The following is a 25,248-nucleotide window of genomic DNA, read 5'->3' on the forward strand; positions in this document are numbered from 1 at the left end:
ACAATAAGGAATAAGACTATGGGTTCGCTGCATCGTATCGCTGTGTTGTGTGGTTTGACTGCCGTGCTGGCCACCTCGGCCGCCCAGGCTGAAGACTGGAAAGTCGCCAAGAACGAAGACGGCATCAAAGTCTCCCTGAGCGAAGTGCCGGGTTCGGACTACAAGTCTTATCAGGGCGTGACCGTGATGAAGACCACCATCGCCAAATTGCGCGCCCTGCAGGAAGACGTCTCCGGTGCCTGCGCCTGGATTCACGAGTGCAAGACCCAGAAACTGCTCAAGCACGAAGGTGACCAGAGCTGGACCTACACTCAGTTCAACACGCCATGGCCAGTGACCCCGCGCGATTCCATCCTGCATGTCACCACCGTTGAAGGCGCCGATGGCAGCCTGACCCGTAATCTCGAAGGTGTGCCGAAGTATCTTCCTGAAGAAAAAGGCTTTGTGCGGGTTGCGCAGGTCAAAGGCTTCTGGAAGTTCGTGCCAAAAGGCGATCAGGTTGAAGTGACCTATCAGGTACACACCGAGCCAGGTGGCAGCGTGCCGTCGATGATCGCCAACAAGTTTGTGGTCGACGCACCGTTCAATACCCTGAAAGCCTTGAGAGAACGCGCCGAGAAGTAACTGTCGCGTTCATCTGTAAACGCCCCGAAGAACTCGGGGCGTTTTGTTTTCCAGGTTTATTGTGTTTCCGGATATGCGTTGAACGAAATTTTCACAAACGCTTCAAGACAATTCGCCCGCACTGTTCGCACCTGTATCGATGCGCCATGCCTTGAATGAAAGCGTCCGGCGGCGGGCACTAATCAATGGCAATGCCGTCGGTGATCGTGCAACATTTGCGCTCCGCGCAAGCCCCGGGGCCTGGAATGGCCAACAGAGGGCAGGGCGCAGCCGTATTTTTTGCAACTTCAACTTCCAATGGGTCCTAAAACGACATGGCAAACCCGGACGCCCTGAGTCAGCAGCGATCTTCCAGTCGCCTGCTGCAACCGACCGTCAAATCGCATCTGGCCTACACGCTTCTGTGCGCGCTGGTCATGATGGTGATGTTTTCCGTGCTGCGCCTCGCGCTGCTGGTCTACAACCGCGAGATGATCCTCGACACCCCGGCCTCGACTTTCCTCGAAGCCTTCGCCAACGGCCTGCGTTTCGATGTGCGCCTGGTGGTGTATGTCTGCATTCCGCTGGTGCTGGCGCTGTTCAGTGCCCGTGCCATGGCGGCGCGCGGGTTTTTCCGTTTGTGGCTGACCATCGCTTCGAGCATCGCGCTGTTCCTCGGCCTGATGGAGATGGACTTCTACCGCGAATTCCACCAGCGCCTCAACGGTCTGGTGTTCCAGTACGTGAAGGAAGACCCGAAAACCGTGATGAGCATGCTCTGGTACGGTTTCCCGGTGGTGCGTTACCTGCTGGCGTGGGCCGTGGGCACGCTGATCCTGACCCTGGCGTTCAAGGGCGCCGACCGTCTGACTCGGCCGCGTGGCCCGTTCAGCGGTGGCAATGTCGGCACCCGTCAGGTGGCACCGTGGTATGCGCGTCTGGCGGTATTCGTGGTGTGCCTGCTGATCTGCGTGGTGGCCGCTCGCGGCACTCTGCGCCAAGGCCCGCCGCTGCGTTGGGGTGACGTGTACACCACTGAATCGAACTTCGCCAATCAGCTCGGCCTCAACGGCACGCTGTCGCTGATCGCGGCGGCCAAGGACCGCATGGGCGAGGATCGCGATAACATCTGGAAAGCCACGCTGCCGCAGGATCAGGCACAGAAAGTGGTCCGCGACATGCTGGTGATGCCGGACGACAAACTGGTGGATACCGATATCGCCGCCGTGCGTCGCGAATACACACCGCCTGCCGACAAGACCCTGCCGATCAAGAACGTCGTCGTGATCCTGATGGAAAGCATGGCCGGTCACTCGGTGGGCGCACTGGGCGCGCCGGGCAACATCACGCCGTACCTCGACAAGCTGTCGAAGGAAGGCCTGCTGTTCGACCGTTTCTTCTCCAACGGCACCCACACCCACCAGGGGATGTTTGCCACCATGGCGTGCTTCCCGAACCTGCCGGGTTTCGAATACCTGATGCAGACCCCGGAAGGCAGCCACAAACTGTCCGGTCTGCCGCAGTTGCTCAGTGCTCGCAACTATGACGACGTCTACGTCTACAACGGTGATTTTGCCTGGGACAACCAGTCCGGTTTCTTCAGCAACCAGGGCATGACCAACTTCGTTGGCCGCAACGATTTCGTCAACCCGGTGTTCTCTGATCCGACCTGGGGCGTGTCCGATCAGGACATGTTCGACCGTGGTCTGGTGGAGCTCAAGGCGCGGGAAAACGGCAAGCCGTTTTATGCGCTGCTGCAGACCTTGTCCAACCACACGCCGTACGCCTTGCCGACGCCGTTGCCGGTCGAGCGTGTCACCGACCGTGGCCCGCTCAACGAGCACCTGACCGCCATGCGTTATGCGGACTGGGCGCTGGGTCAGTTCTTCGAGAAGGCCCGTAAAGAGCCGTACTTCAAGGAAACCCTGTTCGTCATCGTCGGCGACCACGGTTTCGGCAACGAGCGTCAGATCACCGAAATGGATCTGGGCCGCTTCAACGTACCGATGCTGATGATCGCACCGGGCATCCAGGAAAAATTCGGTACCCGTGACCACACCGTCGGCACTCAGATCGACATCGTGCCGACCATCATGGGTCGCCTCGGTGGCGAAGTGCGCCATCAGTGCTGGGGCCGCGATCTGCTGAATCTGCCGCAGGGTGACACTGGTTTCGGTGTGATCAAACCGTCGGGCAGCGAGCAGACCACCGCCATCGTCACTGCCGACCAGATCCTGGTACTGCCGAAAGACAAGGAAATGGCGCCGAAGATCTATCAATACGAGCTGGGCGCGAACCCGCACGCCGAAGTGGTGCCGGATGCACCGCGCACTGCCGAGCTGAAACTCAAGCTTGAAGCGTTCCTGCAAACAGCGACCAAGAGCCTGATCGACAACACCGCCGGTGTGGTTAACGGCAAGCCGGACTGATCAGTCGGCACAATAAAAAAGAGGCCCTTGCAAGGGCCTCTTTTTTTGTCGGTCAAACAGTCATATCCGACCGAGTAACAGCAGCACCAACAGGACTACCAGCACTACACCGATAATGCCCGAAGGGCCGTAACCCCAACTTCTGGAGTGCGGAAAGACCGGCAGACCACCGATCAGCAACAGGATCAGGATAATGATAAGAATTGTGCCCATGTCGAATTCCTTGTTGATAGTGTCTGAGAAGTCTTGATGTTCAAGGGCAGCTGAAAGTTGAACTAAATCCAGCCGGCTTACAAATTCCGACCGGTGCGCGTAAAAGAAAATTCAATGTTTTTTTAAGTTATTTGGCTCGCGCACTTATTTCGTTTGTTGCTGCGGTTTGCTCTCGCCATTCAGCAATCTGATGGAGCGTGGGTCGCCCGGTATCCTTCGCTACACTCCGCGCATCTTCCCCGGAACAACAAGGCTGTCTGCTATGCAAAATCGCATGATGATCACTGGCGCGGGCTCAGGCCTGGGTCGCGAAATCGCGCTGCGCTGGGCGCGTGAAGGCTGGCAACTGGCCTTGTCTGATGTCAGCGAGCCCGGTTTGCAAGAGACCCTCAAACTCGTTCGCGAGGCCGGCGGCGATGGCTTCATCCAGCGCTGCGACGTGCGCGATTACAGCCAGCTCACTGCGTTTGCCCAAGCCTGCGAAGTGAAACTTGGCGGCATCGACATCATCGTTAACAACGCCGGTGTGGCCTCGGGCGGTTTCTTCAGCGAGTTGTCGCTGGAAGACTGGGACTGGCAGATCGCGATCAATCTGATGGGCGTGGTCAAGGGCTGCAAGGCGTTCTTGCCGTTGCTGGAGCAGAGCAAGGGCAAGATCATCAACATCGCCTCTATGGCTGCGCTGATGCAGGGCCCGGCGATGAGCAACTACAACGTGGCCAAGGCCGGAGTGGTGGCGCTGTCGGAAAGCCTGTTGATCGAACTGGCCCAGCAGGAAGTCGGGGTTCATGTAGTTTGCCCGTCGTTCTTCCAGACCAACCTGCTGGATTCTTTCCGGGGCCCGACGCCGGCGATGAAAGCCCAGGTCGGCAAGTTGCTGGAAAGTTCGCCGATCACCGCCAGCGATATTGCCGACTACATCTACAAGCAGGTCGCGGCCGGCGAGTTCATGATCCTGCCCCACGAACAAGGGCGCATGGCCTGGGCGCTCAAACAGAAGAATCCGCAGCTGCTGTACAACGAAATGACCGCAATGGCCGAAAAGATGCGCGCCAAGGCCAAACAGAACAACGGCTGAACTTGCCCGGGGTTCGCCGCATCGTTAGGGTGGCCGCAACAGTCACCCTGACGAGATGTCTTGCATGCTCAATTACCTGTGGTTTTTCCTCGCCGCGCTGTTCGAAATCGCTGGCTGTTTCGCGTTCTGGATGTGGTTGCGCCAGGGCAAGAGCGCCTTGTGGGTGATTCCGGCACTGCTCAGCCTGACCCTGTTCGCGCTGCTGTTGACACGTGTCGAAGCGACCTACGCCGGTCGCGCCTACGCCGCTTATGGCGGCATCTACATCATTGCTTCGATTGGCTGGCTGGCGGTGGTCGAACGCATCCGCCCGTTGGGGTCGGACTGGATCGGTGTGGCGCTGTGTGTGATCGGGGCGAGTGTGATCCTGTTCGGTCCACGATTCACCGCGACTTGAATGGCTGGCTTGAAGGAAATGTCTGAAGGCTTGCGCGCCTTGCTGTGTAGGGAATGACTGAATTGCCCACAGCGCATTGTAGGGCGGTCGAAACCCGCGCATCTTCAAGGCTCGCAAACCTTGAAGGACAACCCCCATGCTTGTACTCAGCCGTGTTGTCGGTGAACTGATTTCCATCGGCGACAACATCACTCTGCGCGTTCTGGCGGTCAACGGCTCCAGCGTGCGGTTCGGCGTCGAAGCGCCGGAGCAGGTCGGCGTACACCGCGCCGAGGTCTACGAACGGATCCAGCGCAAACAGGCCAGCGGCAAGGGCCGCTGACCGTTTTCAGTCGAACAGGTGCTTGGGCACGTCGTGCTTGAGCATCAACTGGCATTGCTCGCTTTCGGGATCGAAGACAATCAGCGCCTGACCTTTGGTCAATGCCTGGCGAACCCGCAGTACGCGAGTTTCCAGCGGCGTATCGTCACCGTTATCGGTACCGTCGCGGGTGACGAAATCCTCGATCAGGCGGGTGAGGGTGTCGACTTCGAGCGCGTCGTGGGGAATCAGCATGGGCACCTCGGCTAAATCAATGTCGGGATGCTACGGCGAATGATCGCCGAGGGCCAGACTCAACTGTCCGCGCGTTGCCCCACCAGGCTGTCCACCGACGGCACGCGGGTGTCGCTCTCCATCTGCGTTTCGTGTTCGATCTGATGACTGAAGCGATCCAGTGACCCGGTGGCCGGTTGTGCGTCGCTGGCGAACACCGGCGGACTCAGAATGTACGCCCCCAGCAAGCGACTGAGCGCCGCGAGGCTGTCGATGTGCGTGCGCTCGTAGCCGTGAGTCGCGTCGCAGCCGAAGGCGAGCAGGGCGGTGCGGATGTCGTGACCGGCGGTGACCGCCGAATGGGCATCGCTGAAGTAATAGCGGAACAGATCTCGGCGCACCGGCAGTTCGTGCTCACCGGCCAGGCGCAACAGGTGTCGCGACAGATGATAGTCGTAAGGCCCGCCGGAATCCTGCATCGCCACGCTCACCGCATGTTCGCTGGAATGCTGGCCCGGCGCGACCGGAGCAATGTCGATGCCGACGAATTCGCTGACGTCCCACGGGAGGGCCGCCGCCGCGCCGCTGCCCGTTTCCTCGGTGATGGTGAACAGCGGATGGCAGTCGATCATCAGCTCCTGACCACTGTCGACGATGGCTTTCAACGCTGCCAGCAGTGCCGCAACACCGGCCTTGTCGTCCAGATGGCGGGCGCTGATGTGGCCGCTTTCGGTGAACTCCGGCAGGGGGTCGAAAGCCACGACATCGCCGACGCTGATGCCCAGCGAATCACAATCGGCGCGGGTCGCGCAGTAGGCGTCCAGTCGCAGCTCGACGTGATCCCAGCTGATCGGCATCTCATCCACAGCGGTATTGAAGGCATGCCCGGACGCCATCAACGGCAACACACTGCCGCGAATCACGCCGTTGTCGGTGAACAGGCTGACGCGGCTGCCCTCGGCGAACCGGCTCGACCAGCAGCCGACCGGCGCGAGGGTCAGGCGCCCGTTGTCTTTCACCGCGCGCACGGCAGCACCGATGGTGTCCAGGTGCGCCGAGACCGCACGGTCGGGGCTGTTTTTCTTGCCTTTAAGGGTGGCGCGGATTGTGCCGCGACGGGTCATCTCGAAGGGAATGCCGAGTTCTTCCAGACGCTCGGCGACGTAACGCACGATGGTGTCGGTGAACCCGGTCGGGCTGGGAATGGCGAGCATTTCCAGCAGGACTTTCTGCAGGTAGTTCAGATCCGGTTCGGGAATTTGGGTGGTCATGGAAACTCCTGTTGCGGGGCGTCATTCGCGCGTTGAACGCGGGAATGACGCTGAAGAGAGATCAAACGGCCGGCTGACTGTGCGGAAACAACAGATCGACAAACCGTTCCGCCGTCGGTTGCGGCTCATGGTTGGCGAGACCCGCTCGCTCGTTGGCTTCGATGAAGACGTACTCTGGTTGATCCGCCGCCGGCACCATCAGGTCGAGGCCGACCATCGGGATTTCCAGCGCCCGAGCCGCGCGCACGGCGGCCTCGGCCAAGGTCGGGTGCAGAATCGCCGTGACGTCTTCCAGCGTGCCGCCGGTGTGCAGGTTCGCCGTGCGCCGCACGAACAGATGCTCACCGGCCGGCAGGATGCTGCTGTAGTCGTAACCGGCGGCGTGCAAGGTGCGTTGGGTTTCGTGGTCCAGCGGGATTTTGCTCTCGCCGCTGGTAGCCGCTTGCCTGCGCCGGCTCTGCGCTTCGATCAGTGCGCCGATGGAATGATGGCCGTCGCCGACCACTTCCGCCGGCCGGCGGATCGCCGCTGCAACCACCTCGAAACCGATTACCAGAATCCGCAGGTCGAAACCTTCATGGAAGCTTTCGAGCAGCACGCGAGCATCAAACTGCCTGGCTGCTTCGATGGCCTGCTGCACTTCCTCAATGGTCTGCAGATCCACCGCCACGCCTTGACCCTGTTCGCCGTCCAGCGGTTTGACCACCACACGCTGGTGTTCATCAAGGAACGCCAGATTGTCGTCCGCATTCCCGGCCAATTGCTGCGACGGCACATTCAACCCGGCGGCTTTCAAAACCTTATGAGTCAGGCTCTTGTCCTGGCACAGGTTCATGCTGATAGCGCTGGTCAGGTCGCTCAGGGATTCGCGGCAACGCACCCGTCGCCCGCCATGACTGAGCGTGAACAGACCGGCGTCGGCGTCATCCACTTGCACGTCGATGCCGCGCCGATGCGCTTCCTCGACGATGATTCGCGCGTAAGGGTTGAACGGCGCCTCCGGGCCAGGGCCGAGAAACAGCGGCTGATTGATGCCGTTCTTGCGCTTGATGGCGAACGTCGGCAGGTTGCGAAAGCCGAGTTTGGCGTAGAGGTTTTTCGCCTGGCGGTTATCGTGCAGTACCGACAGATCGAGATAGCTCAGACCCCGGCTCATAAAGTGTTCGATCAGATGCCGTACCAGCACTTCGCCGACACCGGGACGCGAACATTGCGGATCGACCGCCAGGCACCACAGGCTGCTGCCGTTTTCCGGGTCGTTGTAGGCTTTCTGGTGATTGAGCCCCATGACGCTGCCGATCACCGCGCCGCTGTCATCGTCTTCCGCCAGCCAGTACACCGGGCCGCCCTGATGGTGCGGGGTGAGCAGGGTGGCGTCGATCGGCAGCATGCCGCGCGCCTGATACAGCTGATTGATCCCCTGCCAGTCCGCGTCACTTTGTGCGCGGCGAATGCGAAAGCCACGAAACACGCGGGTGGCCTGGCGGTAATCGCTGAACCACAAACGTAGAGTGTCGGACGGGTCGAGAAACAGTTGGGTCGGTTCCAGCCCGAGAATCTGCTGCGGCGCGGCGACGTACAAGGCGATATCGCGTTCGCCCGGCTGCTCGTTAAGCAGTTCCTGAGCAAGGCTGGCCGGATCGGGGAATGTGTGGCCGATCAGCAGCCGGCCCCAGCCGCAGTGCACTGCAATCGGCTCGGCAGCCGGCTCGCTGCCATCTTCGGCCAGACGCGCCTGCAAGCGTTCGTAGGACGGCGTCTGGCCGCGCAGCAGGCGTTGGCTGTAAGCCGTGGCGTGAGGTTTCATCAATCAGATTCCTTGTTCGCTGAGCCACAGGTTCAGGGCCGCCAGTTGCCACAGCTTGGAGCCGCGCAGCGGGGTCAACTGGCCTTGTGGATCGGTCAGCAATTGGTCGAGCATGGCCGGGTTGAACAGGCCGCGATCCTGACTCGGATCCAGCAGCAGTTCGCGGACCCAGCTCAGGGTATCGCCCTGTAAATGCTTGAGGCCCGGTACCGGGAAGTAACCTTTTTTGCGGTCGATCACTTCGCTCGGGATGACCAGTCGCGCAGCTTCTTTCAACACCTGCTTGCCGCCGTCCGGCAGTTTGAACCGGCCCGGAATTCGGGCCGACAACTCCACCAGCCGATAGTCGAGAAACGGCGTGCGCGCCTCCAGTCCCCAGGCCATGGTCATGTTGTCGACACGTTTGACCGGGTCATCCACCAGCATCACCGTGCTGTCCAGACGCAGGGCCTTGTCGACTGCCGCATCGGCGCCGGGCTGTGCGAAATGTTCCTTCACGAAGTCACCGGCAGCGTCATTGGCGGTCAGCCATTTCGGCTGCACCGTCGCCGCGTAATCGTCGTAGCTGCGGTCGAAAAACGCCTGGCGATAGGCCGCATACGGATCGGCCGCGCCGTCGACTTGCGGATACCAGTGATAACCGGCGAACAACTCGTCGGCGCCCTGGCCGCTCTGCACCACTTTGCAATGCTTGGCCACTTCGCGGGACAGCAGATAAAAGGCGATGCAATCGTGGCTGACCATCGGCTCGCTCATCGCGCGGAACGCGGCGGGCAGTTGTTCGATGATCTCTTTTTCGTCGATGCGCAGTTGATGGTGCTGGGTGCCGTAGTGCTTGGCGATCAGATCGGAGTACTGGAATTCGTCGCCGCGCTCGCCCCCGGCATCCTGGAAACCGATGGAGAAGGTCGACAGATTCTCCACGCCGACTTCGCGCAGCAGGCCGACGAGCATGCTCGAATCGACGCCGCCGGAAAGCAGTACGCCGACATCCACCGCCGCCCGTTGGCGGATGGCTACGGCTTCGCGGGTGCTGTCGAGTACGCGGTCACGCCAGTCTTCCAGGGTCAGGTTTTTCTCGTCGGCGTGTGGGCCGTAGGGCAGGGTCCACCAGGTTTTCTGCTCGGTGGTGCCGTCCGCTTCAATGCGCATCCAGCTTGCTGGCGGCAGTTTTTCGATACCGGCCAGCAAGGTGCGCGGCGCAGGCACCACGGCGTGGAAATTCAGGTAATGGTTGAGCGCCACCGGATCGAGGATCGGGTTGATGTCACCGCCCTTGAGCAGCGCCGGCAGCGCCGAGGCAAAGCGCAGGCGCTGGCCGGTGCGCGACAGGTACAGCGGCTTCACGCCGAGACGGTCGCGAGCAATGAACAGACGCTGGGCATCGCGCTCCCAGATGGCGAAGGCGAACATGCCGTTGAGTTTCGGCAGCAGCGCTTCGCCCCAGGCGTGATAACCCTTGAGCAGCACTTCGGTGTCGCCGCCGGAGTAAAACGCATAACCGAGCGCTTCGAGTTCGGCGCGCAGTTCCGGGAAGTTGTAGATCGCGCCATTGAAGGCCAGGGACAGCCCCAGTTGGCTGTCGATCATCGGCTGCGCCGAACCGTCCGACAGGTCCATGATTTTCAGGCGTCGATGGCCCAGGGCAATCGGCCCTTGGGCATGGAAGCCCCACGCATCAGGGCCGCGAGGCGCCAGGTGATGGGTGATTCGCTCGATGGCTGCAAGGTCTGCAGGTTGTTGATCAAAACGTAACTCGCCAGCTAATCCGCACATAAAGTCCTTACCGGTTTTTCCGTTGGGGAAGGTGTCGCTGTACCGCGCCGAAATGGCCGATACCCAGAAACTGACCCGGCTCGGATGTGGGAGTTTTAGAACGATCAGTTATAAGTACATCGATCTGACCGGTGGGCCGTTAACATCTGGGTTGAGGTTGCGGGTGGTAGATATGTATTCAAAACATACGGATTGCTGCTGGTTTTCCGCCTCGAACATGCAGGTTTTCGTGTTTTTTATTCGCCCTCGGGATCGCTAGGGTGGGGGTACTCAATAGCAATAAAGGAATATTGCCCATGACCACTCCACCGCTATCGGGGACACCGGCCACCCTCACGGAAGAACAGACACTGAGCATTTTGCTGGAGGCCACCGGCGATCTGGACACGGCCCAGGCCTTGCAGAAAAACCTGCCTCCCGCGCTGCTCAAAACCAGTGCCGACACACTGGCCGCGCTGGATAAGGCTGCGCGTGATCTGCAGGCCATTCAGTGGAAAGTCGAGACGCATCTTGACCGGCTGCAACCGCTGAACAGTTTTTGCATTGATGTGTTGAACCGCGCGCTGAGCGCCCGATGGCACGCAGTGTTCAATGTCGAGAAAGATCATCTGCAATTGCCCGGCAATTACTGTGGATGCGAGCCCGTGGTCCCGCCGGGGGGCGGTCCGGCGATCATTCCGTTCGCCACGCCCACGCTGCTCGAGGCCGCGATGCAGAACTTCACGGAGGACGAGGCGCAGCCCGATTATTTCCCCGAGGGCAGTGTGATACGGATCTCCAGCGCGCCTGCCGGGGTTCCGGGCCTGACGCCCACATCGTTCGCCGCCTTTTGTCGAGAGCTGAACCTGGGGCAGCGGTATCAGCAACACTTCCTGCAGGTGTTCGGTGTCAAGGAAGTGGATGGAAACCTGGCGGCCACCGGTCCCGTGGTTCTCGACATCACCGCTATGAAAAAACAACTGCTGCAACTGGACCTGCATCTGGCGATGTTGAGGGAACACGTCTCTCGGGAGGGGGGGCAGACGATACAGCGCTTGATTGATGCCGGTGGCGTCGCCACTGCCAGAAGCCTTCAGTTCAAGGGGCGTGCGCTGATCATGCAAGGGATCGAATTGCTCGGCAGTTGTATCTGGGGTGTGGTGGTGTTCTCTGAGTCTTCGGTCGAGCTGGACCCGGATCAATGGTGCCTGGTGTACATGCCGGGAGAGCCGGATCAACCCCTTTACGAGTACGCCCGTTTCACGGCGTTCATGGCGTATCTTGAGTTCAGGCTGAGGGTGGGCAGCTACAGAAGCTATTTCACGCATTGCATCGGCGAAGGCGACAGGCTCGACTTTTTCAAGACTTTCGCGGATACCGGCAGCCTGGGGCACGTCAGGCAATTGGAGATGCCTGGTCCTCTGTTCGAGTTCATGCTCAAGAGTCATGTCGGCAAGCTGCAACTCGATGCCCGTGTGCTCGCTGTACCGACTGAAGATGTCGACGAGGAGGCGCGCAGGACACGCCTGCTGCATTACCTGGACGCCGGCATGACGGTGGCTAACGTAGCGGGTTTTGTCGTACCGGTGCTGGGAGAGTTGATGATGGGCGTTGCCATCGGACAGATGCTCGCGCAGGTATATGAAGGCGTCGATGACTGGAGCCGGGGAGATCGTCAGGAAGCGTTTTCACACCTGCTGAGCGTCGCCGAGAACCTTGTCCTGATGGCCGTCGTGGGGGCCGGCATCAAAGGCTTGAAATCCCTGGCGATCAGAACAATTCGAAAACATCCTGATTTCTTCCAGCCATTCACTGCAATTCTCGATGGGAAGGGGCAGTCACGGTTGTGGAAGCCGGACCTGCAAGCATATGAACAATCCTTACCGGTGGGGGCTGCCCCCGATTCTGAAGTCATGGACTTGTACCGGGGCGACGACAGGTTTTTTGCCCGTGTCGACCAACGCTTCTATGAGGTGGTGCATGATCCGGCTTCCGATACCTGGAGTATCCGGCATCCTGTCCGTCCCGATGCTTACGCTCCGCCACTCAAGCCCCATCGACATGGAGGCTGGCGCCATGCCTGGGAGGAAAGCGAGCAGTGGAGCGGTGCCTACACCCTCAGGCGCATCGACCCGAGCCTGGGCAGGTTCGAGGACAGTCGCCTGGAGATGATCCGGCGGTTGACCGACACTCGATTCGATGAGTTGCATCGTCTGAGTGACGACAATCTGTCTTGGCCCCCGCGTTTGCGCGACATGATCGAGCGCTTTGGCATCGAACGCAGATTGCGTGATTTCGTTTCCGCCATGGAACGGGGCGAGGCAACCGATGCCCGTCATGTTCAGGAGCAATTGCACGCGTTGCCCGAACTCGCCAACTGGCCGACCGATCGCTACATCAAGGTCGTGGACGAAAAAGGCCGTCTCACCGCGACCTATCCTCCTGTGTCAATTGACGATGACACTCTGAGCATTGTCGTGAGCCATGAGCAACTGGAAAAAGGCGAGTTGCTGCAAACCGTTCTGGACGGCATCTACCCTAGGGAAGCCGAAGCATTGGTGGGTGCGAACATTGCCCCGGCTGATGCAAGCGTCAAGCTGGCGCAAGTGATCGGGGCGGCGGTCAAGGCTGATCGTCGCTCGGTTTTCGACCACCTGTACCGGCAGTTCGATCGTGGTCTCGCCGGTGAGTCGGTCAAGCTGCACAGCGCTTTTCCCGGGCTGCCGGTACGGTATGCGCGAGAATTGCTCAGGCGCACGCCGACTGTCGAGCGGATGCACCTGCGCAGCACCGGGCGAGTGCCCATGGGCCTGGCACAGAGGGCCCGTCAGGCCTTGAGCGATGTCCGTGTGGATCGGGCGCTGGCCGGCTTTTACCTGGCTGACATCGCCAGTGCCGATACCAGGAAACTGGCGCTGCGCCTGTTACCCCGGCTCGCTGGCTGGAATACCGAGTTCTACCTTGAACTGCGGGCCAACACACTCAACGGTGAGGTACTGGAGACGTCAGGCGAGAAACCGTTTTTGACTTCGAATTCATGCACGCTGGTCCGACTCGACAATGGTTACGAAGTGTTCGGCAGCGACAGGAAGTCGCTCGGCAAAGTGGTGCCCGGACCGGAGGACGTCTATCTCGCGATCCTCAAAGGCCTTCCAATGCGGCAGCGCAAGGCCATCGGATTTGCGCAGCCGAAGCCGGAAGATGGCTGGCGCCTGCGCCATAAACTGTTGGCAAGCGCTCTGGATGAGCGTGAAGGCTGTGCCCGGGTGTTGGCAGGCGGTCGGATGCCACCGGCCATTTCCGAGCCTGCGTGTACGCTCGCCAATTCGCCCGTCGGGCCGGCAAGGCATTCGCAGCGTCTGCTGCGCAAAGTGAAGAAACTCTATCCCTTGATGACTGACGTACAAGCCAATGAGTTTCTTGACCAGGCGGGTAGCGACCCAGTGACCAGGGCGATCCGGGTTCGGCAGTTGCAGGAGGATCTGCGCCGGCTGCAGGAAGTTCTGGACATCTGGAGCGAGGATGAAACGGCCATGAAGGCCTTGGGCGGCGATCTGAATGAGGTACACGAGTGTCGACAGATCGTGGCGTTCGAAATCGAAGACTGTTTTCGACGTCTGGTTTTCCTGCCCGATGACTTTCAGCGTCCCGTCTACGGTCTGAAACTCGACGGCATGCAATTCGGCAAGTTTCCGACCTTGCCGACCGGCCTGAATTTCGATCATGTCAGGCAATTGTCGCTGCGGGACATGCAGCTGGACAACGACGCCGCTTACTTTCTCAAGGCCTTCAGGCAAGTCGAATCGCTGGAACTGGACCGTAATCAACTGACCTTGTTGCCCGAGGTCATTTCGCATATGCCCAACCTCAAACGACTGAGCCTGGCCAACAACAGGATTCAATTGACCGAGCATTCGCTGGTGAAACTGGCCAGGTTGTACTCCCTGCAAAGCCTGAATCTGAGTGGCAATCCCCTGGGGGCGACAGTGGATGTCAGTCGTCTGTTCGAGTTGACTCACCTCTCCTTGCGCAATACCCGCACCACAGAACTGCCCGAAGGCCTGCAGTTTCTACCCAACCTGGATTGGGTGGACCTGCGTGACAATGAAATACGCGATCTGCCTGCCTGGCTTTTTGAAACGCCCCGCCGTTTCAGTGAAACCATCAATCTGCGTCACAACCCGATTTCCGCTGCCAGCAGAATTCACCTCGATGACTACCGGAAGACCTTCGGAGTCGGCATGGGCTACCTGGATAACGATATCGCGCGCCTGGACGAAAACCAGGCCCGCTCGATCTGGCTGACTGAAACGGGAGGGGAGGAGGGCTCCCGGCATCTGCAGACGTGGAACGCGATCAAGGATGATACGAGGGCCGAAGGGCTGTTCAGTCTGCTGGCGGAACTGGGCAATTCCGCCGAATCCGCCAGCGTACGCGAGGATATGACCCGGCGGGTCTGGACGGTGCTGGACGCGACACAGGCCGATACCGAACTGAGGGAGCAGATTTTCGATCTGGCGGCCAATCCGATCAATTGCACGGACAATGCGGCGTTGAACTTCAGCCACCTGGAAGTGGCGGTGCAAGTGCACCATGTGACCCGTGTCTCAAGGGGGCAACGGTCTTCTGCGGCGGCGCTCATGAAACTGGCGCGAGGGTTGTTCCGGCTTGAGCAGATTGACCGGATCGCAGCCGAACATACGCAGGCACATGGGGCCGCTGATCCTCTGGAAGTGACGCTGGCTTACCGCTCCGGTCTGGCGCAGGCACTTGAACTGCCCGGGCAACCTTCGCACATGCGTTATGCCTCGCTTGCGCAGGTGACAGGAGCGGATCTGGTGGCGGCGATCAATCGAGTCCAGACCGCGGAGCTGTCTTCCGAGTGGTTGGCGTTTCTGGTTCGCCAGCCCTTCTGGAGTGAATACGTGAAAAGCAGTTTTAGCCGGCAGTTCGACGATGCGCGCGCACCTCACCAACAGGAAGCACTGGCGTTATTCGAGAAGGCTGAAACACTCAGCTCGGCCGACTACCTGAGTGAGATGAACCTGTGTGCCGCCCGACAGGAGCGAACGGAAAGCGCCTTGCTCGAGCAACTGACCGACCAGGTGTTGCGGCTGCTGGAGGGCAACCTCTGCGTGTTGCCCGCTGGTTGATCATTCTCCCGATGATCCGCTCATTTGCCCCGGATCAGTCGCCGCAAGGCAAACCGGTTCGGATGACACGCCTCTGCGACACTTCTGGGCAGGGGCAGCGGTTCGTTGTCCAGCCAGGCCGCAAGCAGTTCACCGGACAATGGTGCGGTGATCAGACCTCGGGAGCCATGACCGCTGTTGACGTACAGTCCGTCGAGCCAGGGACAAGGCACGTCCGGCACCTGCCGTGCATCCTTGCTCAACGCGGTGTAGACCCGGGTAAACGCTTCGCGGTCGGCGAGCGGGCCGACCATCGGCAGGTAATCGGGGCTGGTGCAACGAAAGGCTGCCCGGCCCTGAAGACTTTCGGCGTCGAGCTCGCTGACGTGCAGGCGCGCGACCAGATCGGTGGAGATCTCTTCGAGCATCGCCAGATTGCCCAGGTGTTCGGCGGTGGTCGGGGTCAGGTCGTCGCTGTTGAAGTCGAAACTGGCGCCGAGGGTGTGCTCGCCCCACCGTGCCGGTGCGACATAACCTTCGGCACACACGACGGTGGCCAGCGCCTGACTTTGCGCAGTCTGCGTCAGGCGGGTGATCTGCCCGCGAATGCGCTTGAGGGGCAGCTCGCCGCTCTGGGCAAAACGCTTGATTTCGGCGGCACCGGCCAGCACCACGACGGGCGCTGTTGCAATCAATCGTTTACCGTCGAAGGCTTGCCATTGATCGCCCACTTTGCGCAGCTCGACGGCTTCCTGATGGGGGAGCAGTGTGACGCCCGGCTGTGCCGATTGCGCCTGACACAACGCCGGCGGATGTACCCAGCCACCCTCGGGGTAATACAAGCCGCCATGGGCCAGACCGATTCCGGCGCGGGCCTGTGCCTCGGGTTGATCGAGCCATTGCAGCAGGTCTTCGGGAAACGCGGCTGCCAGTTGTGCCTGACGCTCGCGCTCCTTCTCATTGAACGCCAGTTGCAGCACCCCGCAATCATCCCAGTCGGTGCCACGCTGCAAGGTTTCCAGCACGCGCCTTGTGTAGCCGAAACCGCTGACGATCAACTGCGAAAGTGCCGTGCCATGGGCGGACAGTTTCAGATACAGCACGCCCTGCGGATTGCCCGACGCTTCCTGTGCCACCGCGTCATGCCGTTCCAGCAGACTGACCTGCCAGCCCCGCGCCGCGAGGCTGGCCGCCGTGGCACAACCGGCCAGACCGGCGCCGATCACCAGGGCTCGACGGTCACCTGTCAACGGTGTCGGGCGGGCGAACCACGGTTTTGCCGCCGCAGGTGGCGCAACACCCTCGGGCCAGCCGAGATATTCGCCGCGCAGGATTTCCCATTTGTGGCCGATGCCCGGCGTGCGTTTCATCTTGAAGCCGGCGGCGTTGAGCAGGCGTCGCACCCAACCGGTGCTGGTAAACGTGCTGATGGTCGAGCCGGGGGCCGCCAGCCGGGCCAGCTCGGCGAACAGTTCTGCAGTCCACATCTCCGGGTTTTTCGCCGGGGCGAAACCGTCGAGAAACCACGCGTCGATCTGGCCATCCAGTTGCGGCAACTGCTCCAGCGCGTCACCGATCAACAGGGTCAGGGTTACGCGACCGTTATCCAGAACAATGCGCTGAAAGCCCTGATGGATTGCCACGTAATGCTTGAGCAACTGATCGGAGAATGGCTTCAGGTCGGGCCACAACGCCAGCGCCCGTTGCAGGTCGGCAGGGCTCAACGGAAATTTTTCGACGCTGACAAAATGCAGTCGCGCACCGGCCACCGCGTGCTGTTCGAACAACTGCCAGGCGCAGAGAAAATTCAGCCCGGTGCCGAAGCCGGTTTCACCGATCACCAGTCGCCCACCCGCCGACAACGCGGCAAAACGCTCGGCCAGACGGTTCTGTTCAAGGAACACGTAGCGGGTTTCATCCAGCCCCGACTGGTCGGAAAAATACACATCGTCGAACACTCGCGAACGCGGGCGTCCCTGGTCATCCCAGTCGAGTTGGGCGTGGGGCATTACAGGTTTCATGGCAGGCTCGGCAACGGCAAGGCGGCCATTCTAGCCGATCACGCGGGCGGCGCTTGATCCATGGCAAACCTTGCCGCAGATGACTCAAGGACAATCCGCCGCCGGCGGGAATTTCTGTGCCGCGTCAGAGCCCAATCCGCTAGTCTTGCTGAATCCTGGAAGGAGCCGTCCCATGTTCGAATCCGCTGAAATCGGTCACGCCATCGACAAAGACACCTACGAAGCCGCCGTGCCCGCCCTGCGTGAAGCCTTGCTTGAAGCCCAGTTCGAGTTGCAGCAGCAAAAGCGTTTCCCGGTGATCATTTTGATCAACGGCATCGAAGGCGCCGGCAAGGGCGAGACGGTGAAGTTGCTCAACGAGTGGATGGATCCGCGCCTGATCGAAGTACGCACCTTCGATCAACAGACCGATGAAGAGCTGGCGCGGCCACCGGCCTGGCGCTACTGGCGGATGCTGCCGGCCAAGGGGCGGATGGGGATTTTCTTCGGCAACTGGTACAGCCAGATGCTGCAGGGCAGGGTACACGGCCTGTTCAAGGATCCGCGTCTGGATCAGGCGATTGCCGGCGCCGAGCGCATGGAAAAGATGTTCTGCGATGAAGGCGCGCTGATCTTCAAGTTCTGGTTCCACCTGTCCAAGAAGCAGATGAAGGCGCGGCTCAAGGCGCTGGCCGACGATCCGCTGCACAGCTGGCGCATCAGTCCGCTGGACTGGCAGCAGTCGCAAACCTACGACAAGTTCGTCAAGTACGGCGAGCGCGTGTTGCGCCGCACCAGTCGCGATTACGCGCCGTGGCATGTCATCGAGGGTGTCGACCCGTATTACCGCAGCCTGACAGTCGGCAAGATCCTGCTCGAAGGTCTGCAAAATGCGCTGAAGCGTCCCGATGTGCATCCCCATGAGGTCAACGCTGCACCGCTGGGGACTTCCGTCGACCAGTTGAACCTGCTCGACAGCCTAGACCTGACCCAGCGTCTTGAGAAGAAAGACTACGAAGAACAACTGATCACCGAACAGGCGCGGCTGTCGGGTTTGATGCGTGACAAACGCATGCGTCGGCATGCACTGGTGGCGGTGTTCGAAGGTAACGATGCGGCGGGCAAGGGCGGTTCGATTCGTCGGGTGGCGGCGGCACTCGATCCGCGTCAGTACAACATCGTGCCGATTGCCGCGCCGACCGAAGAAGAGCGGGCGCAGCCTTATCTGTGGCGGTTCTGGCGGCACATTCCGGCGCGGGGCAAGTTCACCGTGTTTGATCGTTCCTGGTACGGACGGGTGCTGGTGGAGCGGGTCGAGGGCTTTTGCAGCACGGCGGACTGGATGCGCGCCTACGGCGAAATCAACGATTTCGAAGAGCAACTGGCTGACGCCGGAGTGATCGTGGTCAAGTTCTGGCTGGCGATCGACAAGGACACGCAGATGGAGCGTTTTCAGGAGCGTGAAGAAATCCCGTTCAAGCGCTTCAAGATCACCGAAGACGACTGGCGCAACCGTGACAAGTGGGACGCTTATCGCGCCGCCGTGGGCGACATGGTCGATCGCACCAGCACCGAAATTGCCCCGTGGACGCTGGTCGAGGCCAATGACAAGCGCTGGGCCCGGGTCAAGGTGTTGCGCACGATCAATCGTGCCCTGGAAGAGGCTTTCGAAAAATCCGACAAGCGAGCCAAGAAGCACAAGGACTGAACCGATGGGCCCGCATACGCGAGGTGAATGATTGTCGCGGTCGGCGATTGGGTGGACTTATGCTCGGTCCACTCTCAACCGACTGCAACAATGAGGTATGCCATGCGTGAAGTGGTGATCGTCGACAGCGTACGGACCGGCCTGGCCAAGTCCTTTCGCGGCAAGTTCAACCAGACCCGTCCCGATGACATGGCGGCCCATTGCGTCAATGCGTTGCTCTCGCGCAACGACATCGACCCGGCCAGCGTCGAGGATTGCATCGTCGGCGCCGGCTCTAACGAAGGCGCTCAGGGCTACAACATCGGCCGCAACGTGGCGGTGCTCTCGCAACTGGGCACCGGCACCGCCGGCATGACTCTCAATCGTTTCTGTTCGTCGGGCTTGCAGGCGATTGCGATTGCCGCCAACCAGATCGCGTCGGGTTGCAGCGACATCATCGTCGCCGGCGGCGTCGAGTCGATCAGCCTGACCCTGAAAAGCGTCAACACCGATCACCTGATCAACCCGTTGCTCAAGCAGCAGACGCCGGGCATCTACTACACCATGGGCCAGACTGCCGAAGTGGTGGCGCGCCGTTATGGCGTCAGCCGCGAGGCTCAGGATCGTTACTCGCTGCAAAGTCAGATCCGCACCGCCCAAGCGCAGGCAGCCGGCCTGTTCAACGATGAAATCGTGCCGATGGCGGTGAAGTACCGCGTTGAAGACAAGAACAGCGGTGACGTGCAGATCCTCGACGGCATGGTCGATCGCGACGACTGCAACCGCCCGGACACCACCTATGAAAGTCTCGCCGGGTTGAAACCGGTGTTCGCCGAGGACGGGTCGGTGACCGCCGGCAACTCGTCGCAGTTGTCCGACGGCGCCTCGATGACGCTGGTGATGAGCCTGGAAAAAGCCCTGCAACTGGGGCTCAAGCCGAAAGCGTTTTTCCGTGGGTTTACCGTGGCCGGGTGCGAGCCGGACGAAATGGGCATCGGCCCGGTGTTCTCGGTGCCGAAGTTGCTCAAGGCCAAGGGTTTGCAGGTAGCAGACATCGATCTGTGGGAATTGAACGAAGCGTTCGCCTCGCAGTGCCTGTACGCCCGTGACCGGCTGGAAATCGACAACGAGAAGTACAACGTCAACGGCGGCTCGATTTCCATCGGTCACCCGTTCGGCATGACCGGGTCACGGCAGGTCGGGCATCTGGTGCGCGAGTTGCAGCGGCGCAATCTGCGCTACGGAATCGTGACCATGTGTGTGGGCGGGGGGATGGGCGCGACCGGGTTGTTTGAGGCCGTACGCTAGGCCTTGAATGATACGTTGACCGGCAAATCGTAATCGCGGCTTACCTGCTGGCATCCATCAATTGCATCCGCGCGATGTACGCGCGGATTTCCTGCTCGGCTTTCTCGTGGCTGTCGAACGGCCCTTCGAGGGTGTTTTCCCGGGTGCTGAAATACAGTTCGCCGTTGACCCGGCACACGCGGTCGCTGCGAAAGTGCGTGGCGGGGGCGGTGTCCTGGGCGCGCATGCCTAACATGTCGGGGTCTCCTTGGTGAGTGATGTCCCGGGCTGGATCCAAGAAGCTTATGCCTGAACCACTTACCTCGCCCGGCTGGCCGATCAACGGCCCATCGTCAATTTTCTGCTGCGACCTGCACAGTTTCATTTGCGGCCGGAGCGCAACTGTCCCTGTGTCGCGCAGGGTCTGTGCGCCTAGAATGAGCGCTCCTGTCTCTGGCGCTTGGGGTTCTCATGCACGTTTCATCGGGTCGTTGGGTGTACGGCATGTTCCTGGCGTTATTGACGGCGTTTCTGTGGGGAATCCTGCCGATCAAGCTCAAACAGGTGCTGGTAGTGATGGATCCGGTCACGGTGACCTGGTTTCGTTTGCTGGTGTCCGGCGGCTGTCTGTTCGTTTATCTGGCGGCGACCAAACGCTTGCCGAGTCGCAAGGTGCTCGGGCCGAAGGGCGGCTGGCTGGTGCTGATGGCGGTGCTCGGGCTGGTGGGCAACTACGTGCTTTACCTGATGGGCCTGAACCGGCTCAGCCCCGGCACCGCGCAACTGGTGGTGCAGATGGGGCCGATCATGCTGCTGATCGCCAGCCTGTTCGTGTTCAAGGAACGCTTCAGTATTGGTCAGGGCATTGGCCTGGCAGTGCTGCTGATCGGTTTTGCGTTGTTCTTCAATCAGCGTCTGGCGGAATTGCTCACGTCGTTGTCTGACTACACCGCTGGCGTATTGCTGGTGCTGCTGGCGTCGACCGTCTGGACCTTTTACGCACTGGGCCAGAAGCAATTGCTGACGGTGTGGAATTCGCTGCAGGTGATGATGGTGATCTACCTGTTCTGCGCCCTGTTGCTGACGCCTTGGGTGCGTCCGCTCGAAGCGCTGTCGCTGAGCCCGTTGCAGGGCTGGCTGCTGCTGGCGTGCTGCATGAACACCCTGATCGCCTACGGCGCGTTTGCCGAAGCGCTGGCGCATTGGGAGGCTTCGCGGGTCAGTGCGACGCTGGCGATCACGCCGTTGGTGACGTTCGGTGCGGTGGCCGTGGCGGCCAGAGTGTGGCCTGAATATGTGCATGCCGAGCAAATCAATCTGCTGGGGTATGGCGGGGCGGTGCTGGTGGTGCTGGGTTCGGCGCTGGTGGCGCTCGGGCCTTCGTTGATTGCCGGGCTCAAGGCCCGGCGGATGCGCATGGCAGCAGGTTAACCGAGTCATCGTTCTTCGCGAGCAAGCCCGCTCCCACACTTGACCGCAATCCCATGTGAGGAATGCGGTTAAAAGTGGGAGCGCGCTTGCTCGCGAAGACTGACTTACAGACGCTGAAAATCTCAGCCCTTGGCGCCGGCTTCGATCATGTTCTCCGGCCGCACCCAGGCATCGAACTCCTCATCGGTCAGATAACCCAGCTCCAGCGCGGCTTCGCGCAGGGTCTTGCCTTCGCTGTAGGCTTTCTTGGCGATTTCCGCCGACTTGTCGTAGCCGATGTGCGGGTTGAGCGCCGTCACCAGCATCAGGCCGCGTTCCAGATGTTTCGCCATGACGTCGGCATCCGGCTCAAGACCGGCGATGCAATGCTGCTGGAAGTTGCTGCAGCCATCAGCCAGCAGGCGGATCGATTGCAGCAGGTTGTGGATGATCACCGGTTTGAACACGTTCAGTTGCAGGTGACCCTGGCTGGCGGCGAAACCGATCGCCACGTCGTTGCCCAGCACCTGACAGGCCAGCATCGACAACGCCTCGCACTGGGTCGGGTTGACCTTGCCGGGCATGATCGAGCTGCCCGGTTCGTTGGCCGGCAGGCGCACTTCGGCGAACCCGGCTCGTGGGCCGGAGCCCAGCAGGCGCAGATCGTTTGCAATTTTCATCAGCGCCACGGCGAGGGTTTTCAGGGCGCCGGAAAGGGTGGTCAATGGTTCATGACCGGCAAGGGCGGCAAACTTGTTCGGCGCGGTGACGAACGGCAGGCCGGACAACGCCGCCAGCTCGGCGGCAATCGCTTCGCCGAAGCCGTGGGGCGAGTTGAGTCCGGTGCCGACGGCAGTGCCGCCCTGCGCCAGTTCGCAGACCGCCGGCAACGCCGCGCGAATCGCCCGTTCGGCGTAATCCAGCTGCGCTATGAATCCGGAGAGCTCCTGACCAAAGGTGATCGGCGTGGCGTCCATCATGTGGGTGCGGCCGGTCTTCACCAGCTTCATGTGCCGCGCCGAAAGTTCGGCCAGTCCGCCCGACAGCTCGGCGATCGCTGGCAGCAGTTGGCCCTGCACCGCTTGCGCGGTGGCGATGCTCATGGCGGTGGGGAAGCAGTCGTTGGAGCTCTGCGAGCGGTTGACGTGATCGTTGGGGTGCACCGGCGTCTTGCCGCCGCGCGGGTTGCCGGCCAGTTCGTTGGCGCGCCCGGCAATCACTTCGTTGACGTTCATGTTGCTTTGGGTGCCGCTGCCGGTCTGCCAGACCACCAGCGGGAACTGGTCGTCGTGCTGGCCGTCGAGCACTTCGTCGGCGGCCTGTTCGATCAGGCGGGCAATGTCGGCGGGCAGGTCGCCGTTGCGGTCGTTGACCCGGGCCGCGGCTTTCTTGATCAGGGCCAGCGCGTGCAGTACCGGCAATGGCATGCGTTCCTGACCGATGGCGAAGTTGATCAGCGAGCGTTGCGTCTGAGCGCCCCAGTAAGCGTCGTCCGGGACCTCGATCTGGCCCAGGCTGTCGGTTTCGATACGGCTCATCGTGCACACTCCTGTTGGTCTGTTTGCGCAGTTTAGGCCCGGCTCACGCCGGGTGGTTCCATCCCTTCGATTGTTGACCCGCCGGCCCCCGCCAATCAAGCACGGCAAGGGCCAGGGGTTGAGCCGCAGCGTTATTCAGGCGCAGAATGGTCGCCCTTGGGGTTTTACCTCGCCTAGCTGAAAAGGAAACTCGATGACTCGTCTTCGTGCCATCTGCACCGCGGTTGCCCTGGTCTGCGCCAGCGGCCAGGTGCTTGCCGATACCGCCAGCCACAACGCCAGTGCCGAAACTTTCCTGACCCTGGCGCACGCTGACAAGCTGGGCACTCCGGTGTACATGCAGGTGCAGCAGATGTTCGCCCAGCGTTTTGAACAGACCAAGGCGCCGGAATCCAAGAAAGCCGTGCTGGATACCTACCAGGCCAAGGCCAACGCCGCTCTGGACCAGGCCATCGGCTGGAACAAGCTCAAACCGGACATGGTCAAGCTCTACACCAGCAACTTCAGCGAACAGGAACTGAAAGATCTGGTCGCGTTCTACCAGTCACCACTGGGCAAGAAAGTCCTGGAAAAAATGCCGCAACTGACCCAGCAGTCGGCCCAGATGACCCAGGCCAAACTGGAAAGCGCCGTACCGGTGGTCAACAAGTTGCTGGACGACATGACCAACGAGCTGGCACCGAAAGGCGCAGCTCCAGCCAAGAAGAAGTAAGCGGAGTTCGTGATGACCATGCAACAACGCATCGAATCGACGCTGGCGCTGCTTCAGCCTGAGCATCTGCAAGTGCTGGACGAAAGCCACATGCACAGTCGCGGGTTGCAGACCCACTTCAAGGCAGTGGTGGTCAGTGCGCAGTTCGAAGGCCTGAACCGGGTCAAGCGCCACCAGAAAGTCTACGGCACGCTCGGCGAGCTGATGGGCGAGTTCCATGCGTTGGCGCTGCACACCTACACCCCGCAGGAATGGGCAGAGACAGGCGTCGCTCCGGCGTCGCCGACCTGTGCCGGCGGCAGCAAGCATTGAGCCTTGCAGCAATGAACTGAGGTTTTTTGCTAGAATCCGCAACGCGCCGCTCACCCGGCGCGTTTTTTTTCGCATCCGGTTCACCCTTTACGAGGGTAGCCACCTGGAGAAATACCCATGACACAACCGATTGTCGTGGCGGCACTGTACAAGTTCGTCACCCTCGAAGATTACGTCAACCTGCGCGAGCCCCTGCTGCAAGCAATGGTCGATAACGGCATCAAAGGCACCTTGCTGATCGCCGAAGAAGGCATCAACGGCACGGTGTCCGGCAGCCGTGAAGGCATCGATGGCCTGCTGGCCTGGCTGCGCAACGATCCGCGCATGGTCGATATCGATCACAAGGAATCGTACTGCGACGAGCAGCCGTTCTATCGCACCAAGGTCAAGCTCAAGAAAGAGATCGTGACCCTGGGCGTCGAAGGCGTCGACCCGAACAAGAAGGTCGGCACCTACGTCGAGCCCAGGGACTGGAACGCACTGATCAGCGATCCGGAAGTGCTGCTGATCGACACCCGCAACGATTACGAGGTCTCGATCGGCACCTTCGAAGGCGCCATTGATCCGAAAACCACCAGTTTTCGCGAATTCCCCGACTACATCAAAGAACACTTCGATCCGGCCGTGCACAAGAAAGTCGCGATGTTCTGCACCGGCGGCATCCGCTGCGAGAAGGCCTCGAGCTACATGCTCGGCGAAGGCTTCGAAGAGGTTTATCACCTCAAGGGCGGCATCCTGAAGTACCTCGAAGAAGTACCGCAGGAAGAAACCAAATGGCAGGGCGACTGCTTTGTGTTCGACAACCGCGTGACCGTGCGCCATGACCTGAGCGAAGGCGACTACGATCAATGCCATGCCTGCCGTACCCCGGTCAGCGTTGAAGATCGCGCCTCCGAGCATTACGTGGCCGGCATCAGCTGCCCGCACTGCTGGAACTCCCTGAGCGAGAAGACCCGCCGCAGCGCCATCGACCGCCAGAAGCAGATCGAACTGGCAAAAGCGCGCAACATGCCGCACCCGATCGGCTACAACTATAAGCAAGCATCCACCGAGGCTTAATCATGTCTGCACGCCTGCTCTAT

The 25,248-nt window shown here is 60.8% G+C and carries 20 protein-coding genes; 12 read left to right on the plus strand and 8 right to left on the minus strand.

What is annotated here, in order from left to right; genetic code table 11:
- Positions 1 to 18 precede the first annotated feature (18 nt).
- Together ACTJK7_RS18455 and ACTJK7_RS18460 are read left to right on the plus strand one after the other, a co-directional pair.
- Entirely contained in the window at positions 19 to 624 is a 606-nt protein-coding gene (locus ACTJK7_RS18455) for an START domain-containing protein (protein WP_085655150.1), read from the plus strand.
- Between the two features lie 314 nt (positions 625 to 938).
- On the plus strand, positions 939 to 3,032 hold the full coding sequence (locus ACTJK7_RS18460; RefSeq protein ID WP_108562950.1) for an LTA synthase family protein: 2,094 nt from the start codon (positions 939 to 941) through the stop codon (positions 3,030 to 3,032).
- Between the two features lie 60 nt (positions 3,033 to 3,092).
- On the opposite strand, the gene ACTJK7_RS18465 is transcribed toward ACTJK7_RS18460, so the two are convergent.
- A complete protein-coding gene (locus ACTJK7_RS18465) occupies positions 3,093 to 3,245 on the minus strand; it encodes a DUF3309 family protein (RefSeq protein ID WP_003226960.1) in 153 nt (50 codons plus the stop codon).
- 262 nt (positions 3,246 to 3,507) lie between these two features.
- On the opposite strand from ACTJK7_RS18465, the gene ACTJK7_RS18470 reads away from it, so the two are divergent.
- The 3 genes from ACTJK7_RS18470 (at position 3,508) to csrA (ending at position 5,042) form a co-directional block, all read left to right on the plus strand.
- Positions 3,508 to 4,323 carry an SDR family oxidoreductase gene (locus ACTJK7_RS18470; protein WP_007950873.1) on the plus strand — a complete coding sequence of 272 codons (816 nt, stop codon included), beginning with the start codon at positions 3,508 to 3,510 and terminating at the stop codon, positions 4,321 to 4,323.
- 64 nt (positions 4,324 to 4,387) lie between these two features.
- The gene (locus ACTJK7_RS18475; RefSeq protein ID WP_064383429.1) at positions 4,388 to 4,720 is read left to right on the plus strand and encodes a YnfA family protein; all 333 of its coding nucleotides are present in this window, start codon (positions 4,388 to 4,390) and stop codon (positions 4,718 to 4,720) included.
- Between the two features lie 136 nt (positions 4,721 to 4,856).
- Positions 4,857 to 5,042 (plus strand): carbon storage regulator CsrA, encoded by a 186-nt coding sequence (csrA, locus tag ACTJK7_RS18480; protein ID WP_007950875.1) that lies wholly within the window; start codon positions 4,857 to 4,859, stop codon positions 5,040 to 5,042.
- Positions 5,043 to 5,048: 6 nt separating this feature from the next.
- Here the strand turns inward: csrA and ACTJK7_RS18485 are convergent, their stop codons facing one another.
- The 4 genes from ACTJK7_RS18485 to ACTJK7_RS18500 all read right to left on the minus strand — a co-directional run bounded on the left by ACTJK7_RS18485 (position 5,049) and on the right by ACTJK7_RS18500 (position 10,109).
- Entirely contained in the window at positions 5,049 to 5,276 is a 228-nt protein-coding gene (locus ACTJK7_RS18485; protein WP_003172962.1) for a YheU family protein, read from the minus strand.
- 59 nt (positions 5,277 to 5,335) lie between these two features.
- The gene (locus tag ACTJK7_RS18490; protein ID WP_064383427.1) at positions 5,336 to 6,526 is read right to left on the minus strand and encodes an osmoprotectant NAGGN system M42 family peptidase; all 1,191 of its coding nucleotides are present in this window, start codon (positions 6,524 to 6,526) and stop codon (positions 5,336 to 5,338) included.
- Positions 6,527 to 6,587: 61 nt separating this feature from the next.
- Positions 6,588 to 8,333 (minus strand): N-acetylglutaminylglutamine synthetase, encoded by a 1,746-nt coding sequence (ngg, locus tag ACTJK7_RS18495; RefSeq protein ID WP_108562949.1) that lies wholly within the window; start codon positions 8,331 to 8,333, stop codon positions 6,588 to 6,590.
- Between the two features lie 3 nt (positions 8,334 to 8,336).
- Positions 8,337 to 10,109, minus strand: coding sequence for an N-acetylglutaminylglutamine amidotransferase (locus ACTJK7_RS18500; protein WP_108562948.1), 1,773 nt, complete (start codon positions 10,107 to 10,109; stop codon positions 8,337 to 8,339).
- Between the two features lie 296 nt (positions 10,110 to 10,405).
- Between ACTJK7_RS18500 and ACTJK7_RS18505 the strand changes: the two genes are divergently transcribed.
- Positions 10,406 to 15,241: an NEL-type E3 ubiquitin ligase domain-containing protein gene (locus ACTJK7_RS18505; RefSeq protein ID WP_440780193.1), complete on the plus strand. Its 4,836-nt coding sequence runs from the start codon at positions 10,406 to 10,408 to the stop codon at positions 15,239 to 15,241.
- Between the two features lie 20 nt (positions 15,242 to 15,261).
- On the opposite strand, the gene mnmC is transcribed toward ACTJK7_RS18505, so the two are convergent.
- Positions 15,262 to 17,241: a bifunctional tRNA (5-methylaminomethyl-2-thiouridine)(34)-methyltransferase MnmD/FAD-dependent 5-carboxymethylaminomethyl-2-thiouridine(34) oxidoreductase MnmC gene (mnmC, locus tag ACTJK7_RS18510; RefSeq protein WP_108562946.1), complete on the minus strand. Its 1,980-nt coding sequence runs from the start codon at positions 17,239 to 17,241 to the stop codon at positions 15,262 to 15,264.
- 172 nt (positions 17,242 to 17,413) lie between these two features.
- On the opposite strand from mnmC, the gene pap reads away from it, so the two are divergent.
- Together pap and ACTJK7_RS18520 are read left to right on the plus strand one after the other, a co-directional pair.
- Positions 17,414 to 18,928 (plus strand): polyphosphate:AMP phosphotransferase, encoded by a 1,515-nt coding sequence (pap, locus tag ACTJK7_RS18515; RefSeq protein ID WP_064383418.1) that lies wholly within the window; start codon positions 17,414 to 17,416, stop codon positions 18,926 to 18,928.
- A 102-nt stretch (positions 18,929 to 19,030) separates the two neighbouring features.
- Entirely contained in the window at positions 19,031 to 20,215 is a 1,185-nt protein-coding gene (locus ACTJK7_RS18520; RefSeq protein WP_108562945.1) for a thiolase family protein, read from the plus strand.
- A 40-nt stretch (positions 20,216 to 20,255) separates the two neighbouring features.
- Here the strand turns inward: ACTJK7_RS18520 and ACTJK7_RS18525 are convergent, their stop codons facing one another.
- Positions 20,256 to 20,450: a DUF6316 family protein gene (locus ACTJK7_RS18525; RefSeq protein WP_064383415.1), complete on the minus strand. Its 195-nt coding sequence runs from the start codon at positions 20,448 to 20,450 to the stop codon at positions 20,256 to 20,258.
- 215 nt (positions 20,451 to 20,665) lie between these two features.
- On the opposite strand from ACTJK7_RS18525, the gene ACTJK7_RS18530 reads away from it, so the two are divergent.
- Positions 20,666 to 21,625: a DMT family transporter gene (locus ACTJK7_RS18530; RefSeq protein ID WP_064383413.1), complete on the plus strand. Its 960-nt coding sequence runs from the start codon at positions 20,666 to 20,668 to the stop codon at positions 21,623 to 21,625.
- Between the two features lie 122 nt (positions 21,626 to 21,747).
- On the opposite strand, the gene ACTJK7_RS18535 is transcribed toward ACTJK7_RS18530, so the two are convergent.
- Complete coding sequence (locus tag ACTJK7_RS18535) at positions 21,748 to 23,142, minus strand: class II fumarate hydratase (RefSeq protein ID WP_440780191.1); 1,395 nt, start codon at positions 23,140 to 23,142, stop codon at positions 21,748 to 21,750.
- Positions 23,143 to 23,335: 193 nt separating this feature from the next.
- Between ACTJK7_RS18535 and ACTJK7_RS18540 the strand changes: the two genes are divergently transcribed.
- From ACTJK7_RS18540 to trhO, 3 genes are all read left to right on the plus strand, one after another.
- Positions 23,336 to 23,854 (plus strand): DUF2059 domain-containing protein, encoded by a 519-nt coding sequence (locus ACTJK7_RS18540; protein WP_011335385.1) that lies wholly within the window; start codon positions 23,336 to 23,338, stop codon positions 23,852 to 23,854.
- Between the two features lie 12 nt (positions 23,855 to 23,866).
- Positions 23,867 to 24,166: a BolA family protein gene (locus ACTJK7_RS18545; protein ID WP_007950896.1), complete on the plus strand. Its 300-nt coding sequence runs from the start codon at positions 23,867 to 23,869 to the stop codon at positions 24,164 to 24,166.
- A 117-nt stretch (positions 24,167 to 24,283) separates the two neighbouring features.
- Positions 24,284 to 25,225, plus strand: a complete 942-nt coding sequence (gene trhO / locus ACTJK7_RS18550) for an oxygen-dependent tRNA uridine(34) hydroxylase TrhO (RefSeq protein ID WP_323150853.1) — start codon at positions 24,284 to 24,286, stop codon at positions 25,223 to 25,225.
- Positions 25,226 to 25,248: the final 23 nt, after the last annotated feature.

Origin of the sequence: Pseudomonas sp. 22085 (assembly GCF_052045815.1) — a bacterium.
Lineage (GTDB): Bacteria > Pseudomonadota > Gammaproteobacteria > Pseudomonadales > Pseudomonadaceae > Aquipseudomonas > Aquipseudomonas glycinae.